This window comes from Comamonas sp. 23, assembly GCF_049601575.1.
GTDB lineage: Bacteria > Pseudomonadota > Gammaproteobacteria > Burkholderiales > Burkholderiaceae_C > Comamonas > Comamonas squillarum.
The window spans coordinates 1,766,746-1,779,846 of record NZ_CP187127.1; the positions used below are offsets into that span (position 1 = coordinate 1,766,746).

The 13,101-nt window shown below is 64.0% G+C and carries 13 protein-coding genes; 4 read left to right on the plus strand and 9 right to left on the minus strand.

Translation table 11 applies throughout. The features are described 5' to 3' along the window. Complete coding sequence (locus tag ACPEE1_RS07940) at nucleotides 1–807, minus strand: carboxymuconolactone decarboxylase family protein (protein WP_260719980.1); 807 nt, start codon at nucleotides 805–807, stop codon at nucleotides 1–3. Beyond that, a complete protein-coding gene (locus ACPEE1_RS07945; protein WP_116925872.1) occupies nucleotides 785–1,252 on the minus strand; it encodes a (R)-mandelonitrile lyase in 468 nt (155 codons plus the stop codon). Before ACPEE1_RS07945 ends, ACPEE1_RS07940 begins: the two co-directional genes overlap by 23 nt. Nucleotides 1,253–1,604: 352 nt before the next feature. Between ACPEE1_RS07945 and ACPEE1_RS07950 the strand changes: the two genes are divergently transcribed. Beyond that, a complete protein-coding gene (locus ACPEE1_RS07950; protein ID WP_423935876.1) occupies nucleotides 1,605–2,228 on the plus strand; it encodes an HAD family hydrolase in 624 nt (207 codons plus the stop codon). 131 nt (nucleotides 2,229–2,359) lie between these two features. On the opposite strand, the gene ACPEE1_RS07955 is transcribed toward ACPEE1_RS07950, so the two are convergent. Genes ACPEE1_RS07955 through leuC form a run of 3 tightly spaced genes read right to left on the minus strand, consistent with a single transcriptional unit; the run spans nucleotide 2,360 to nucleotide 5,329 of the window. Further along, nucleotides 2,360–3,238, minus strand: coding sequence for an alpha/beta fold hydrolase (locus ACPEE1_RS07955; RefSeq protein WP_116925874.1), 879 nt, complete (start codon nucleotides 3,236–3,238; stop codon nucleotides 2,360–2,362). Beyond that, entirely contained in the window at nucleotides 3,238–3,921 is a 684-nt protein-coding gene (gene leuD / locus ACPEE1_RS07960) for a 3-isopropylmalate dehydratase small subunit (protein ID WP_116925875.1), read from the minus strand. The genes ACPEE1_RS07955 and leuD overlap by 1 nt, the downstream gene beginning before the upstream one ends. Beyond that, nucleotides 3,914–5,329, minus strand: coding sequence for a 3-isopropylmalate dehydratase large subunit (leuC, locus tag ACPEE1_RS07965; RefSeq protein ID WP_116925876.1), 1,416 nt, complete (start codon nucleotides 5,327–5,329; stop codon nucleotides 3,914–3,916). Before leuC ends, leuD begins: the two co-directional genes overlap by 8 nt. A gap of 98 nt (nucleotides 5,330–5,427) precedes the next feature. Here leuC and ACPEE1_RS07970 point away from each other — a divergent pair, with 98 nt between their 5' ends. Next, nucleotides 5,428–6,348, plus strand: coding sequence for a LysR family transcriptional regulator (locus tag ACPEE1_RS07970; protein WP_116925877.1), 921 nt, complete (start codon nucleotides 5,428–5,430; stop codon nucleotides 6,346–6,348). Between the two features lie 86 nt (nucleotides 6,349–6,434). Here the strand turns inward: ACPEE1_RS07970 and ACPEE1_RS07975 are convergent, their stop codons facing one another. The 4 genes from ACPEE1_RS07975 to ACPEE1_RS07990 all read right to left on the minus strand — a co-directional run bounded on the left by ACPEE1_RS07975 (nucleotide 6,435) and on the right by ACPEE1_RS07990 (nucleotide 11,302). Continuing rightward, nucleotides 6,435–7,226 (minus strand): DUF4198 domain-containing protein, encoded by a 792-nt coding sequence (locus ACPEE1_RS07975; protein ID WP_116925878.1) that lies wholly within the window; start codon nucleotides 7,224–7,226, stop codon nucleotides 6,435–6,437. 3 nt (nucleotides 7,227–7,229) lie between these two features. After that, nucleotides 7,230–7,754, minus strand: a complete 525-nt coding sequence (locus ACPEE1_RS07980; protein ID WP_116925879.1) for an EF-hand domain-containing protein — start codon at nucleotides 7,752–7,754, stop codon at nucleotides 7,230–7,232. A gap of 30 nt (nucleotides 7,755–7,784) precedes the next feature. Next, nucleotides 7,785–10,157 carry a TonB-dependent hemoglobin/transferrin/lactoferrin family receptor gene (locus ACPEE1_RS07985; RefSeq protein ID WP_423935879.1) on the minus strand — a complete coding sequence of 791 codons (2,373 nt, stop codon included), beginning with the start codon at nucleotides 10,155–10,157 and terminating at the stop codon, nucleotides 7,785–7,787. Between the two features lie 185 nt (nucleotides 10,158–10,342). After that, on the minus strand, nucleotides 10,343–11,302 hold the full coding sequence (locus ACPEE1_RS07990; RefSeq protein ID WP_116925881.1) for a LysR family transcriptional regulator: 960 nt from the start codon (nucleotides 11,300–11,302) through the stop codon (nucleotides 10,343–10,345). A 199-nt stretch (nucleotides 11,303–11,501) separates the two neighbouring features. Between ACPEE1_RS07990 and ACPEE1_RS07995 the strand changes: the two genes are divergently transcribed. Further along, nucleotides 11,502–11,900, plus strand: a complete 399-nt coding sequence (locus ACPEE1_RS07995; RefSeq protein ID WP_116925882.1) for a hypothetical protein — start codon at nucleotides 11,502–11,504, stop codon at nucleotides 11,898–11,900. A gap of 92 nt (nucleotides 11,901–11,992) precedes the next feature. Then, entirely contained in the window at nucleotides 11,993–13,075 is a 1,083-nt protein-coding gene (locus ACPEE1_RS08000; protein WP_116925883.1) for a linear amide C-N hydrolase, read from the plus strand. Nucleotides 13,076–13,101 lie beyond the last annotated feature (26 nt).

Here is a 13,101-nt window from a genome sequence, read left to right on the forward strand (position 1 = left end):
TTAACGCGTCTGGCCAGTCAACGCCGCCAAGGTGTTGGCCAGTGCCGTGCGGGCGCGCTGGCCATGGGCGCCGCCCACGCGGCTGTCCAGCAGCTGCACCGCCTGCTGCAGCTGGGCGGCGCTCAGCCCGGCGTTCAGGCTGATGCGCATATGCGATTGCAGCTGTGATTCAGCTCCCGGCAGTGCCGACAGCATGCCGACGGTGGCGAGCTCGCGGCTGTGCCAGTCGAGGTTGTCGCGCTCAAAGATGGCGCCAAACAGGTGCGACTGCAGGTACTCACCCATCGCAGGCGCAAAGTCAAACAAGGGCCCTTGCACGGGCGCGCCCGCCAACTGGGTCTGGTTGGCGCGGCCGGCAGCGCGCAGCGCATCGCCTTGCGCAATGGCGCGGCTGGGTGGGCAGCCGGGTGCATCGACAATGCCGCTTTTTTCGCGCTGCTGCAGCAGCTGCATGAACGCGCTCAGCGCATTGAGGCTGCGCGGAAAGCCGGCATAGGCATAGAGCTGCACCAGCACTTCGCGGATATCGCTGATAGTCAGGCCGGCTTCCAACCCCGCCTGCAGGCTGGAGGTCAGCCGCTCCATGTCGCCTGCGGCCGCAAACGCTGCGATAGGCAAGATAGCCTGCTGCTGGGCGCTCAGCACCTGCGAGGGCGATGGGCTTTGGCCGTTGGCAGCGCAGGCCTGTGCGCTCGCGGCTGCCGGGCGGGTGGCCGTGCTCTGTGCTGATGAGTCACCGGCCATCACCACCAACCCGGTGGCGCACAGCAGCTGCTGCAGGTATTTAGCGGGGGTTGTATTGCGCATCGCTGACAAGCTCCTTCCAGTCGGCGTTCTTGCCGTTCTTGAGATAGGTCACCGCCATATGGCGCATGCCGGTGGTGGTGGCGGCCCCATGCCAGTGGCGCACATCGGCATCGATCCAGACGACATCACCGGCCTGGATGTTTTGCCGGGGCTGGCCGTCCTGCTGTATCCAGCCTTTTCCATCGGTCACCACCAGCAGCTGCCCGACAGGGTGGGTGTGCCAGGCCGTGCGGGCCCCCGGCGCAAAGTCGACCATGCCCACGCTGCCATGCTGCGCGCTGTCGCCCGCGGCCTTGATGTCAACGGCCACATGGCCGCTGAAGTTCTGCGCCGCGCCGATCATCGTGGCTGGTGTGCCGGCGGGGCTGATATGGATGCCCTGGGCTTGGGCGATGCTGCTGCTGATCAGCATGGAGGCGCCTGCTGCGATCAGGTGTTTGCTCATGCGGCCTCCTGTGGCGCACAGTGCAGGCGGATGTCAGGGATTCGGGTGGGCACGTGCGTGCCTGTGTTGCTGTCAGTGTGCATAGTCAACTCCAGGGAAGGGCCGCTGGCGCGGCTGGGTGGTCCATGGCTTGCATGCTAGAGGTGGAACGACTTTTGATTGAGCCCTTTGGGGCGCATGCCGCCATGAGCGGGGCTCATGAATGGGGCCTCTACGAGGGTGAGTTGTGATCAAGCCCAGTCATCTGTTGAGCTGCAAAGCGTTGAGCAGCAGCTAGCAAGCCCTACGCAAGCGGCAACAACATCCATCGTTTGGTATAAGGTGCAGCGGTTCTACTACTTTGAGCGATTGCATGAACGGACCGCTGATAGATACCGTCATTTTTGACCTCGGCAATGTGCTGATCCAATGGGACCCGAGACACTTGTACCGAAAGATTTTTGGCCTGGACGTTGCAGGTATGGAAGCGTTCTTGGCAGAAGTGTGCAGTCCTGATTGGAACGAACGTCAGGACCAAGGCAGGCCATGGAGTGATGCCATTGCAGAAGCTATTGAAAGGCATCCGTCCCAGGAGGCGAACATTCGCGCCTACTACGATCGATGGGAGGAAATGATGCCTGGTGCGAACAACGATGTGGTGGACATTTTGAGGGAGCTCGGGCAGCGGCATCTGCGCTTGCTGGCACTGACCAACTGGTCTACCGAGACCTTTCCTATCGCGCAAGCGCGGTTTGACTTTCTCAACTGGTTCGAGGGCATCGTTGTCTCGGGTCACGAGCGACTTGTAAAGCCTCAAGGCGAGATTTTTGAGCTCACCATCCAACGATTCGGTTTGAGCCCCAGATCCACCCTCTTCATTGATGACAGCCTGCGTAATGTGGAAGCGGCCAGGCGTGTGGGGCTCAATGCCATCCACTTTGTGGGAATTCATGATCTGCGTGCTCGGCTCAGAGAGGCTGGGCTGGATCTTTCTTAAACGTCTGCCACGCGACGCTTGTTGGTGAGGCTATTGGTTGCACCGCTGCCTGAAACAACGTTCTCGCCAAACCCAAGAAAGCCCGCTGATACCCGCAGCGGGCCTCGCAACGACCACCGCCATCCTGCCCATCAGAAAGCAAAGAATTCCCGCATCTCCTCCAGCAACTGTGCCGGCTGCTCTTCAGCAATGTAGTGGCCGCAGTCGAGCGCTTTGCCAGTGACCTCGGTGGCCGCTTCGCGCCACAGGTCCAACACCGGAAAGCAGCGCCCCACGGCGCCTTCCGCGCCCCAGAGCACGCGCAGCGGGGCCGTCACTTGGTGGCAGTTGGCACGGTCTGCCCGATCGTGCTCCAGATCGATGCCGGCGGATGCGCGGTAGTCCTCGCAGATGGCGGTGGCGGTGCCTGGGATGGTAATGCAGCGCAGGTACTCTTGCAGCGCCTCGGGCGCGAAGGCAGCCAGGCCGGCGTGGCGGCGCCCCATGACATCGCGGATATAGGCGGCGGGGTCGGCGTCAATCAGCCGCTCTGGCAGCGGTGCTGGCTGGATGAGGAAGAACCAGTGCCAGTAGGCCTTGGCGAAGGCTTCTGTGGTTTGCTCGTACATGGCCAGGGTCGGTGCAATATCGAGCAGCATGGCGCGCGTCACCCGGCCCGGGTGGTCCAGCAGCAGCCGGTGGGCCACGCGGGCGCCCCGGTCATGGGCGGCAAGGCGAAACTGCGCAAAGCCCAGGCGGGTCATCATATCGGCCATGTCCTGGGCCATCGTGCGCTTGCTGTAGGCGGCATTGTGCGGGCTGGCCCCGGGGCGGGCTGAGTCGCCATAGCCGCGCAGGTCGGCGCAGACGACGGTGAATGTTTCGGCCAGCGCCGGCGCCACGCGGTGCCACATCACATGGCTCTGCGGATGGCCATGCAGCAGCAACAGGGCTGGGCCGGTGCCTGCTACGCGGCAACGAATCACGGTGCCGTTGACGGGCACATCGCGGGTGTCAAAACGCTCGAACATCAGGCTTTTCCTCCAAGGCTGGCCGGTGGCTGTGCGCGTGGCGTAGCGCCCAGTTGCTGGCGGGTGCGTAGGGCCACATCTTGGAGCCAAGGATAGGCCGCCCAGTGGCGTTGCGCAAAATGCGTGATCTCCGCCTGGTACATCAGCGACATGCCGATGAGGTCTCTGCGTTCGAGCTGCATGCGGTGGTGGCGCTCCGACAGGCTAAAACGCGCGTCCACGCTCGGGCTCTTGACCTGGAGGGTCTGCAGGTCGATATGGACCTGTGAGGTCTCCAGGCTGCCTGCATCGGCCACAAGCTGGGCGATGTCTGCCTCAGGCAGCATGACCAGCAGCAGCTGGTTGTTCATCGCATTGGAGTAGAAGATTTCTCCGAAGCTGGGCGCGATGATGGCCTGAATGCCGTACTGCTGCAGCCCCCAGACGGCGTGCTCTCGGCTGGAGCCGCAGCCAAAATTGGCGCCAGCCACCAGCACCTCGACATCGGCGCGCTCGTGCTGGTTCAGCACAAAGCCTGGGCGCCGGTGGCCTGCGGCATCAAAGCGCAGGTCGTACAGCAGGCCCTTGTCCAGCCCGGCCTTGTCGATGCCGTGCAGAAACTGCTTGGGCATGATCTGGTCGGTGTCCAGGTTCTCGATGGCCAAGGCGGCCATCTTGCCGCTCAGGATATGTTGCTCACGCATGGCGGGTCTCCAGGCGGCGAACGTCGGTAATGGTGCCGGTGATGGCAGCGGCGGCGGCCATCGCAGGGCTCATCAGGTGGGTGATGGCGCCGCGTCCCTGGCGCCCCTCGAAATTGCGGTTGGTGGTGGATGCGCAGCGCACGCCGTCAGCGAGGATGTCGCCGTTCATCGCCAGGCACATGGAGCAGCCCGGCTCCCGCCATTCGAAGCCGGCCTCCAGCAGCAGGCTGGCAATGCCTTCTGCTTCTGCCAGCTGCTTGACCGCGCCGGAGCCCGGCACCACCATGGCGCGGACCCCTTGGGCTACCTGGCGCCCGCGCACCACCTCGGCCACGGCCCGCAGGTCTTCAATGCGGGCATTGGTGCAGGAGCCGATAAAGACATGCTGGATGGCGATGCCTTCGAGCGGTGTGCCTGCGGCCAGCCCGGTGTAGCGCAGTGCTTGCTCGGTACTGCGGCGCAGGGGCCCAGCGGCCTGTGTCTCGGGATCGGGAACCGCGCCACCAATGGGCGCGACCTGGTCCGGGCTGGTGCCCCAGGTCACATGCGGGGGTACATCGCTGGCGTCAAAACGGTGCTCCACATCGAACGCCGCGCCTTCATCGCTGCGCAAGCTGGCCCAGTGCTGCAGGGCGGCCTGCCGGAGGGGGCCGTTCAGGTCTGCGGAGCGCGCAAGCACATAGTCTGCGGCCTTCTGGTCGGGCGCAATCAAGGCGCCACGGGCGCCTGCCTCGACGGCCATGTTGCACACGGTAAAGCGGGCTTCGATCGACATGGCGTCAAATGCCGTGCCGCAGAACTCGATGACATGGCCTCGGGCACCCTGGGCGCCGATATGGCCGATGACCATCAGGATCAGGTCCTTGGCGCTGGTGCCCAGCGGCAGCACGCCATCGACCTGGATGCGCATGTCCTTGGCGAGCCGGTACACCAAGGTCTGCGTGGCCAGCACATGCTCGACCTCCGAGGTGCCGATGCCAAAGCCCAGCGCGCCCAGCGCACCGTAGGTGGTCGTGTGCGAATCGCCGCAAATGACCACCATCCCCGGCCGGACCATGCCGTGCTCAGGCGCCACCACATGCTCGATGCCTTGCAGCGCATCCTGGGTGTCGAACAAGGGGATGCCGTGCTGCTCACAGTTCTTGCGCAGTTTGCTGGCCTGCAGCGCGGGTGCGGCATCGCGGATGACCCGGATGGCGCCCGGGTCGGTCGGAATCACGTGGCTGACGACAGCCATGTTCTGGCCGGGCATCAGCACATTGCGCCCTTGCGCGTCCAGGCCAGCAAAGGCCTGGGGGCTGGTGTACTCGTTCATCAAGTGCAGGTCGCAGAACAGCAAGACGTTGTGCGCGTCGAGCTGGGCGACGGTATGGGTGTCGACCAGCTTGCGGTAAAGGGTTCGGTGCATGGGGGGTGCTCTGTGTACGCGATGGCTCCGAGTCTCACAGCTGAGGCGGAAATATACAATGCGCTGCAGAGCACGACTTTCGGTCGCTGGAGTTACGAATGGATGGATTTTCTGACATCGCCTTTTTTGCGCTGCTCAGCAAAGAGGGCAGCATGCGCAGCGCGGCCCAGCAGCTGGGTGTCACAGGTCCCGCCGTCAGCAAGCGCCTTGCAGCGCTCGAAGCCCGGCTGGGCGCCCGGCTGATGCAAAGAACCACCCGCCGCATGAGCCTGACGCCTGAGGGTGAGCGCTATCTCGTCGAAGGTGCGCGTCTGCTCTCCGAGTTGGGTTCGCTGGAGCGCGCCATTGGTGGGGCAGCCGCTGTGCCGCAGGGCCTGTTGCGGGTCAACGCCACCTTCGGCTTTGGCCGGCGGCATATTGCGCCGGCGCTGGGGGCCTTTGCACGCCGCTTTCCGCAGGTCGAGGTGCAGCTGCAACTGAGCGACCGGCCTGCCGACCTCCTGGAGGACCGTTTCGACCTGGTCATCCGCATGGGCGATATGCCGGATTCCCGCTGGACGGCCAGGGTGCTGGCACGCAACCGCCGTGTGCTCTGTGCCTCACCGCGCTATCTGCAAGCAATGGGCGCGCCATTGTCACCGCAGGAGCTGACGCGCCATGCCTGCCTCTTTATCCGCGAGGGCGACGAGGCGTTTGGCACCTGGCATCTGCGCAATGGCGCGCAGACAGAAACCGTGAAGGTGAGGGGGCCGCTGAGTGCCAACGATGGAGAGTCGGCCACGGCCTGGGCGATGGCCGGGCACGGTATCTTGATGCGCTCGGAGTGGGAGGTCGGCCCGCTCGTGCGCGCGGGCCAGCTCCAGCAGGTGTTGCCGCAGTGGCGGCTGCCACCGGCCGATATCTATCTGCAGTTCCAGGGTGGCGCCCATCTGCCGGCCAAGACCAAGGCGCTGGTGGACCATCTGGTCGAGGTGTTTGCGCCGCAGCGCCCGCCGGGGAGGGCGGATGCCAGCTGGTGATGGGCGATGCAAGGCGGGCTGTGGACTCGCGGGGAACTTGCCTGGGATGGAGCAAGCCCTGCGAGTGCCACAGCCCTGAACCAAGACTACTGCGCCAGCACCCGGAAGGTCAGCGTGTAGTTGTAGCCATAGGTCGGCGCGGCAGCGCCTTCAGGGGCCGGGGCACGGTGGCGCACCAGGGCCATGTAGATGCCCGGTTTGCTCGGCGTCCAGCTGATATCGCCTTGCGCGTCGGTGCTGAGCTCATCCACGCTGTTCTGGCCTTGCAGGTCCATCGCTGAGCGGTAGATGCTGACCTTCTGGTCAGGCAGCGGCTTGCCATCAAAGTGCACCGCAAAGTTGAATTTCTCTGCGGCGAACACGTCGCTGGGGTGCGTGCTGGGCACGATCTCCAGCCCTTTGCCGTAAGGCTTGATGGGGGTGGGTGCGCCGGCGGTGACGTAGGCCTCGGAAACCGACAGTGACTGGTAGTGCACCTTCATTACGCCACCTTCGGGCATGACGGCCTTGGGGTCGCGCACGACGATGGTTTTGCCATTCACTTCCCAGCTGCGAAAGATCGCACCCAGGCGCGGGCCGGTAGAGAGGCGATAGCTGCCTTTTTCGTCGGGCAGTTTTTGCTCCGCCACTGTGCGGGTCTTGAACTGGTGCACCTCGCCAAAGGGCAGCACGGTGCCTGAGGGCGTGGTGATGCTGAACGGCGTGGCGCCAAATTGGACTTCGGACAGGAACAGTTTTTCTGCAAAGCCCGCATCCACACTGAGGGTGGACTTGGGCTGCACATCAAACAGGCTGGGCAGCAGAAAGGGCATGTGGGCCTGGGCGGCGTTCAGGCTGAACGTCGCGGCAAGCGCAGCAAACAGGTGGCGCGCTTGCATGGCTTACTGGCCTGCCATGTCGGCTGCGTTGACCACGCCGTCGCCATTGCGGTCGGCGTTCTTGAAGGTCTTGTTGGCGATATCGATTTCCTCTTCGATGCTCAGCTTGCCATCCTTGTTGGTATCGAGAATGTGGAAGCGCACATGGGCCTGCTTGATGCTGGCTTCGTACTGCTGATCGGGCTTCTTGCCTGCGGCGGCATATTGGGCCTTGAGGCGTCCCTCAAACTCGGCCACGTATTCGTCCTCGCTCAGCCAGCCATCCTTGTTGGTGTCGGCGGCGACAAAGCGCTGTTTGCGCAGGGTGTCGTATTCGTCCCGGGTGACGACGCCGTCGCGGTTGGCGTCATAGCCGCCCATGAAGGCATTGTGGCCGTGGCCGCCCACGGGCGTGGCCGGGCCCTTGGCTTCGGTCTTGGCGGCAGCGGCGGGCGCTGCGGTCTTGCTGTCGTTGCCGTTGTTGCTGGCGCAGGCGCTGAGCAGCGCGGCGGCTGCAGCGGCGGTCATGGCGGCGGAAAAGCGGTTCATGCTGGGGTCCTTTCGTGGTGGGAGAAAAGCTTAGAAATTGACGTTCAACGACACGGCGTAGGTGCGGCCCGGGTTGGTCAGCAGCTGGATGTCGCGCTGGTCCTTGGCAACGGAGGGCTGCAGGCTGCGGCTGCTGGCGTAATCCCAGTAGCGCTTGTCCGTCAGGTTGTAGATGCCGACATTGAGGCGCGCGTTCTTGTTGATCTGCCAGTAGCCCGACAGGTCGAACAGCGCATAGCCGGGCACGCGGAACTGCGCGATGCTGGAGTCGGCAATGTCGGTGCCGGCGTTGGTATAGCTCTCGCGGTTGGTGGCCTGGGCCTGCTTGCCGGCGACAAAGGTGCCGGTCATGTTGACGCCCCAGGCGCGCATGGGCGCGTCATAGCCCACGCCGATGACGGCCTTGCGTGGCTGGACGGTATCCAGCGGCACATCCTTGTCACCCGCGTAGTTGGATTTGGAGGTGCCATGGGCCAGGCCCAGCGCCCAGGTCGAGTACAGGCCCTTGACGGCGGGTGCCCATTGGCCATGGTCCAGGCGGGCGCTCATCTCCAGGCCATAGATCGTTGCCTCGTCGCGGTTCTCGGCCTGGTAGATGGTGCCGATGTGGGCCGGCACATTGCTGAACTTGTCCGGCGCGCTGGCGCGGGTGTAGCGGGTGTAGCCGATGAAGTCCTTGTAGCGCGTGTAGAAGGTCGAGGCATTGAACAGCACGCCGTCGGCGGGCGATCCCTTGACGCCCAGCTCAAAGGCGTTGCTGGTCTCTTGCTTGAGGTTGCTGTTGCCGATCAGCGCGTACTGGGCGGAGCCCGCGTAGTTCTGGTCCATGTTCCAGGAGCCGAACACTTCACCGGCCGTAGGTGTACGGCCACTGCGCTTGTACTGGCCGTAGGCCATGAACTTGGGCGTCAGTTCATAGGTCAGACCCATACTCGGGCTCCAGATGGTGCTGCTGAGGTTGCTGTACAGCTTGGAGGCCGCGTCTTCGGTCAAAGCGCCTTCGGCAAAATCGCCCAGGTGCTTGGGTTCGACCTTGACCCGGTCCACGCGCAGCGCCGGGATCACGCCCAGGCGCTTGCCGCCCACGTCAAAACCGATGTCATCCTGGATGAAGGCGCCCAGGCGCAGGGTGTCGGTGTCGGGCTGTGGCTTCATGTAGCCAGGCACGTTCCAGGGGCGCTCCTGGCTCTGCGTCTGCGCGTTGAAGCCAAAGCTGATGCGGTGGCGGTCGATGCGCTTGTCGCCGGTGGTCGAGAGGCCCCAGGCCTTGGTCTTGTTTTGCGACAGGTTGCGCGTAACGGCGCCGCTCGCCAAGGTGGTGGTGTCGGTCACGTCTTCGGTATCGGTGTTCTGGAAGAACAGGCGCGTGTCCAGCTGATCGACAAAGGCGCTGCTGGGCGTCCACAGGTGCGACAGCTGCAGCGTGTTGCGGCTGGTGTCGCTGTCCTGCATATTGTTTTGTGTGATGGCGCTGTTGTCGGTGCTCCAGCCATAGAACTGGTTCTGGTTGCTGCGTCGGTACAGGTCGGCAGACAGCTCCAGGCGGTTCTCGGCATCGATCTGCAGGCCGCCCTTCATCAGCAGCGCGTTGGAATGCCAGTCTTCCGGCGATGCCTTGATGCCCAGGGCGCTGTTGTTCTGCGTCTCCTTGCCATCGCGGCGCGAGAAGGCGATCAGGCCATCGAGGCTGCCCGATTTGCCCGCTGCAGTGATGCTTTCGTTCCAGGAATGGTCGGCCGAGTCAAAGCCGAGCTTGCCGCCGAAATAGCGGGTGTTGCCATTGCGCAAGAAGTCGCTGGCCGACTTGGTCTTGAAGCTGACGGCGCCGCCAATGCCGCCCGCTGCGCGCCGGGCCGTGGTGGTGCCCGACTGGATGCCGACCGAGGAGAACATCTCGGGGTCGATAAAGTCGCGGCCAATGCCAAAGGTGTTGTTGCCGGCGCGGCTCACATAGGGGCGGGTGCTGGCGTCGGGCATTTCAATGCCATCCACATCCATGCCGATGCGGTTGCCTTCGATACCGCGAATGTTGTAGCCCGTGGTGCCCGAGCGGTCAAAGCTGCTGCGGTTGCGGCTGGTACCCGATGCCGTGCCGGGGGCCGACACCAGGGGCTGGTAGCGCGAGATGTCCGCCATGCTGTTGGCTTTTTCCAGCTCCTCGCCGGAGATCACGGTCACCGTACCGGGGGCCTTTTCGGCCTTGGCCTGCACCGTGACTTGCGGCATCGTCGATTCTGCTTGCGCCAGTTGCACCAGTTGCATTGGCTGATCCGGGGCAGCCTGCTGCGCAAGCGCACCGGCAGACACCAGCGCGGCGACAGCGGCGGCCAGGTAACGGGGTTGGAGAGTGGAAGTGGCGCGCGCAGAGATACGCTGCGCCTGGGAAGAGGTGCGAGAAGCCATAGGGTCCAGCCAGTTAAAGCAAGGGGGAAGAAAAGACTGCTGGCTACTGACCTGGGCTGCATGCGGATGATGCAGGCTGAGGGGTCTGCTGCGGAACCCCTATAAGGGGTGGTGCAGGAGGCCCTGGTGGCATGGTGTTGTTATTGCTGGCGCCTGTAAAACGCCATTCTACATAAAAATGATTATCATTTGCGTTGAATTTCTTGCATGTGCTTAGTTCGCAACACTGCGGGCAGATCGGCTACGTTGGCCACCTCGCTGTGCCGCAATGCATCCACCACCACGCGCATCGCGGGCGACATGCCGCGCCGGTGCGGGTAGTAGAGGTGGTAGCCGCTGAAGGGCTGGCACCAGTCGTCCAGCACCCGCAGCAGCTCGCCTTGCGCGATATGGGGCGCGGCCATGTCTTCGGGCACATAGGTCAGGCCGTAACCGGCCAGTGCGGCGCGCAGCATGGCTCGGCTGCCGTTGAACACCCATTGGCCTTGCACGCGCACCTGCACGGCAGCGCCGTCTTTTTCCAGCTCCCAGGCCATCAGCCCACCATGGGTGGGCAGGCGCATCGTGATGCACTGGTGGGCGGCCAGGTCCTGCGGCGTCTGGGGCGCGGGCATGCGCTGCAGGTAGTCGGGCGTTGCGACAATCGCCATGCGCCAGTCGGGCCCGATGCGCACCGCAATCATGTCCTTGGCGACCTGGTCACCCAGGCGTATGCCCATGTCAAAACGCTGCGCGACGATATCGCCCAGTCCATAGTCGACATTGATCTCGATGGACACATCCGGGTAGCGCTGCATCACCGGCGCGAGCTTGGGCCAGAGCACGGTGTTGGCCGCATGCTCGGCCGTGGTGATGCGGACATGGCCGCGCGGCGTGTCCCGAAAATCGCTGAGCGCGGCGACGCCCGATTCAATCTCGTCAAAGCCCGGGCCGATGCGGGCCAGCAGGTAGGCGCCCGCCTCGGTGGGCGAGACGCTGCGCGTGGTGCGGCTGAGCAGGCGCACGCCCATGCGGGCCTCCAGGCCCCGGATGGTGTGGCTGAGCGCCGACTGCGATACGCCCAGTTGCGCAGCGGCCTTGGTGAAGCTGCCTTCCCGCGCGACCGCGACAAAGGCCAACAAGTCATTGATGTTTTCGCGGGGCATGGCGGGGTCCTGCTGGGGGCTGGGTGGCGTTGCTGAACGTCATCGTCATTTTCATAGGGTGGGTGGATCGGACTATATGGAATATGATCAACACGCTGATAACGCGAGTCCAGATGAAGCGCGCAGGGCCAGCCCGCATGGCAGGCCTGAAGCTTCGCTGCTGATCGCACCGAAAAATTCAATGAGAGGATATGACACCATGAAAAAGCCTGCTGCACGCCAACTGCCCGCCCTGGTGCTGGCCACCGTCCTGGGTAGCCTGGCCTTGGCCGCGTCTGCCGCGCCCCTGTCGTTTCTCAACCAGACCATCACCGCCAGCGTGCCGGCCAAGGATGTGCCCGCGCTGCGCAAGGCCGTGGGCGATGTGCTGAACAATGCCGCTGACAAGAGCACCACGCAGTGGACCAGCAGCCATGGCCCGCGCCACCGCCAGGTGCAAATGGCGCTGACCCCGCTGCAAACCAGCCAGACCCAGAAGGCCGATACCTGCCGCCTGCTGAATGTGGAAGCCAGCCGCCCCAACGGCAAGCTTAAGGAGGAGTGGCAGTTCTGGTTCTGCAAGCAGCCCAATGGAACCTGGAAGGCCAGCGCCCAGTAAATGCAGGAGCCGGGTCGCAGCTGCCTGGTGCGGTAGGCGCGGCCCGCTGCCTTGTCTGACAGCGCCCATCACACCATGGGAGGGAGAGACCAATGACGAACAAGAAGAACCTGCTGCCTGCGCGCAAGCTGGGCACGGCATTGTTGGCGGGCGTGCTGGGCCTCAGCACCATCAGCAGCGCCATCGCCTGCACGCGGGTGGTCTATCTGGGCGCGCATGACCAGGTGATCACCGCCCGCTCGATGGACTGGAAAAACGACATCACCAGCAACCTCTGGGTCTTGCCGCGCGGCATGGAGCGAACCGGCCAGGCAGGGCCCAACTCGCTGCGCTGGACCTCTCGCTACGGCAGCCTGGTGACCTCGGGCTACGACGTCTCCACGACTGACGGCGTCAACGAAGCGGGGCTGAGCGCCAACCTGCTGTGGCTGGCCGAGTCGCAGTACCCGGCGTTCGATGACAAGAGCAAACCGGGCCTGACGATTGCCGCCTGGGCCCAGTATGTGCTCGACAACTTTGCGACCGTGGCCGAGGCTGTCCAGGCGCTGGAGCAGCAGCCCTTCACCATCGTCTCGGACAATGTGCCCGGCGAAGACCGGCTCACCACCTTGCACCTGTCGATGTCGGACGCCAGTGGTGACAGCGCCATTGTCGAGTACATCGGCGGCCGCCAGGTCATCCACCACAGCCGCAGCTACCAGGTGATGACCAACTCGCCCACCTTTGACGAGCAGCTGGCGCTCAACAGCTACTGGAAGCAGATTGGCGGCACCGTCATGCTGCCGGGCACCAACCGGGCGGCCGACCGCTTTGCCCGTGCGTCGTTCTATGTGAAAGCCGTGCCGCAGGCCCAGGAGCCCAACAAGGCGCTGGCCAGTGTGTTCAGCGTGATCCGCAATGTCTCCGTGCCCTATGGCATCACGACCCCGGACCAGCCCAATATTTCCTCGACGCGCTGGCGCACGGTGTTCGACCACAAACGCAAGCTCTATTTCTTTGAATCGGCCCTGACGCCCAATACCTTTTGGGTGGACCTGAAGGCGCTGAACTTCAGCCGCGACACCGGCAAGGTGATGAAGCTCGATCTGGGCCCGAACCAGAACCATGCGTTTGCTGGCGATGCCACGGCATTGTTCCAGCCTTCGGAGCCGTTCAAGTTCTTGGGACTGCAGTAAGGCGTTGCTTGACGAGGTCCGCCATC

Excerpts from the sequence above, each read along its gene's own strand:
- ACPEE1_RS07940 (WP_260719980.1), bottom strand. The coding sequence starts at position 807 with ATGCGCAATACAACCCCCGCTAAATACCTGCAGCAGCTGCTGTGCGCC.
- ACPEE1_RS07945 (WP_116925872.1), bottom strand. The coding sequence starts at position 1,252 with ATGAGCAAACACCTGATCGCAGCAGGCGCCTCCATGCTGATCAGCAGC.
- ACPEE1_RS07950 (WP_423935876.1), top strand. The coding sequence starts at position 1,605 with ATGAACGGACCGCTGATAGATACCGTCATTTTTGACCTCGGCAATGTG.
- ACPEE1_RS07955 (WP_116925874.1), bottom strand. The coding sequence starts at position 3,238 with ATGTTCGAGCGTTTTGACACCCGCGATGTGCCCGTCAACGGCACCGTG.
- leuD (WP_116925875.1), bottom strand. The coding sequence starts at position 3,921 with ATGCGTGAGCAACATATCCTGAGCGGCAAGATGGCCGCCTTGGCCATC.
- leuC (WP_116925876.1), bottom strand. The coding sequence starts at position 5,329 with ATGCACCGAACCCTTTACCGCAAGCTGGTCGACACCCATACCGTCGCC.
- ACPEE1_RS07970 (WP_116925877.1), top strand. The coding sequence starts at position 5,428 with ATGGATGGATTTTCTGACATCGCCTTTTTTGCGCTGCTCAGCAAAGAG.
- ACPEE1_RS07975 (WP_116925878.1), bottom strand. The coding sequence starts at position 7,226 with ATGCAAGCGCGCCACCTGTTTGCTGCGCTTGCCGCGACGTTCAGCCTG.
- ACPEE1_RS07980 (WP_116925879.1), bottom strand. The coding sequence starts at position 7,754 with ATGAACCGCTTTTCCGCCGCCATGACCGCCGCTGCAGCCGCCGCGCTG.
- ACPEE1_RS07985 (WP_423935879.1), bottom strand. The coding sequence starts at position 10,157 with ATGGCTTCTCGCACCTCTTCCCAGGCGCAGCGTATCTCTGCGCGCGCC.
- ACPEE1_RS07990 (WP_116925881.1), bottom strand. The coding sequence starts at position 11,302 with ATGCCCCGCGAAAACATCAATGACTTGTTGGCCTTTGTCGCGGTCGCG.
- ACPEE1_RS07995 (WP_116925882.1), top strand. The coding sequence starts at position 11,502 with ATGAAAAAGCCTGCTGCACGCCAACTGCCCGCCCTGGTGCTGGCCACC.
- ACPEE1_RS08000 (WP_116925883.1), top strand. The coding sequence starts at position 11,993 with ATGACGAACAAGAAGAACCTGCTGCCTGCGCGCAAGCTGGGCACGGCA.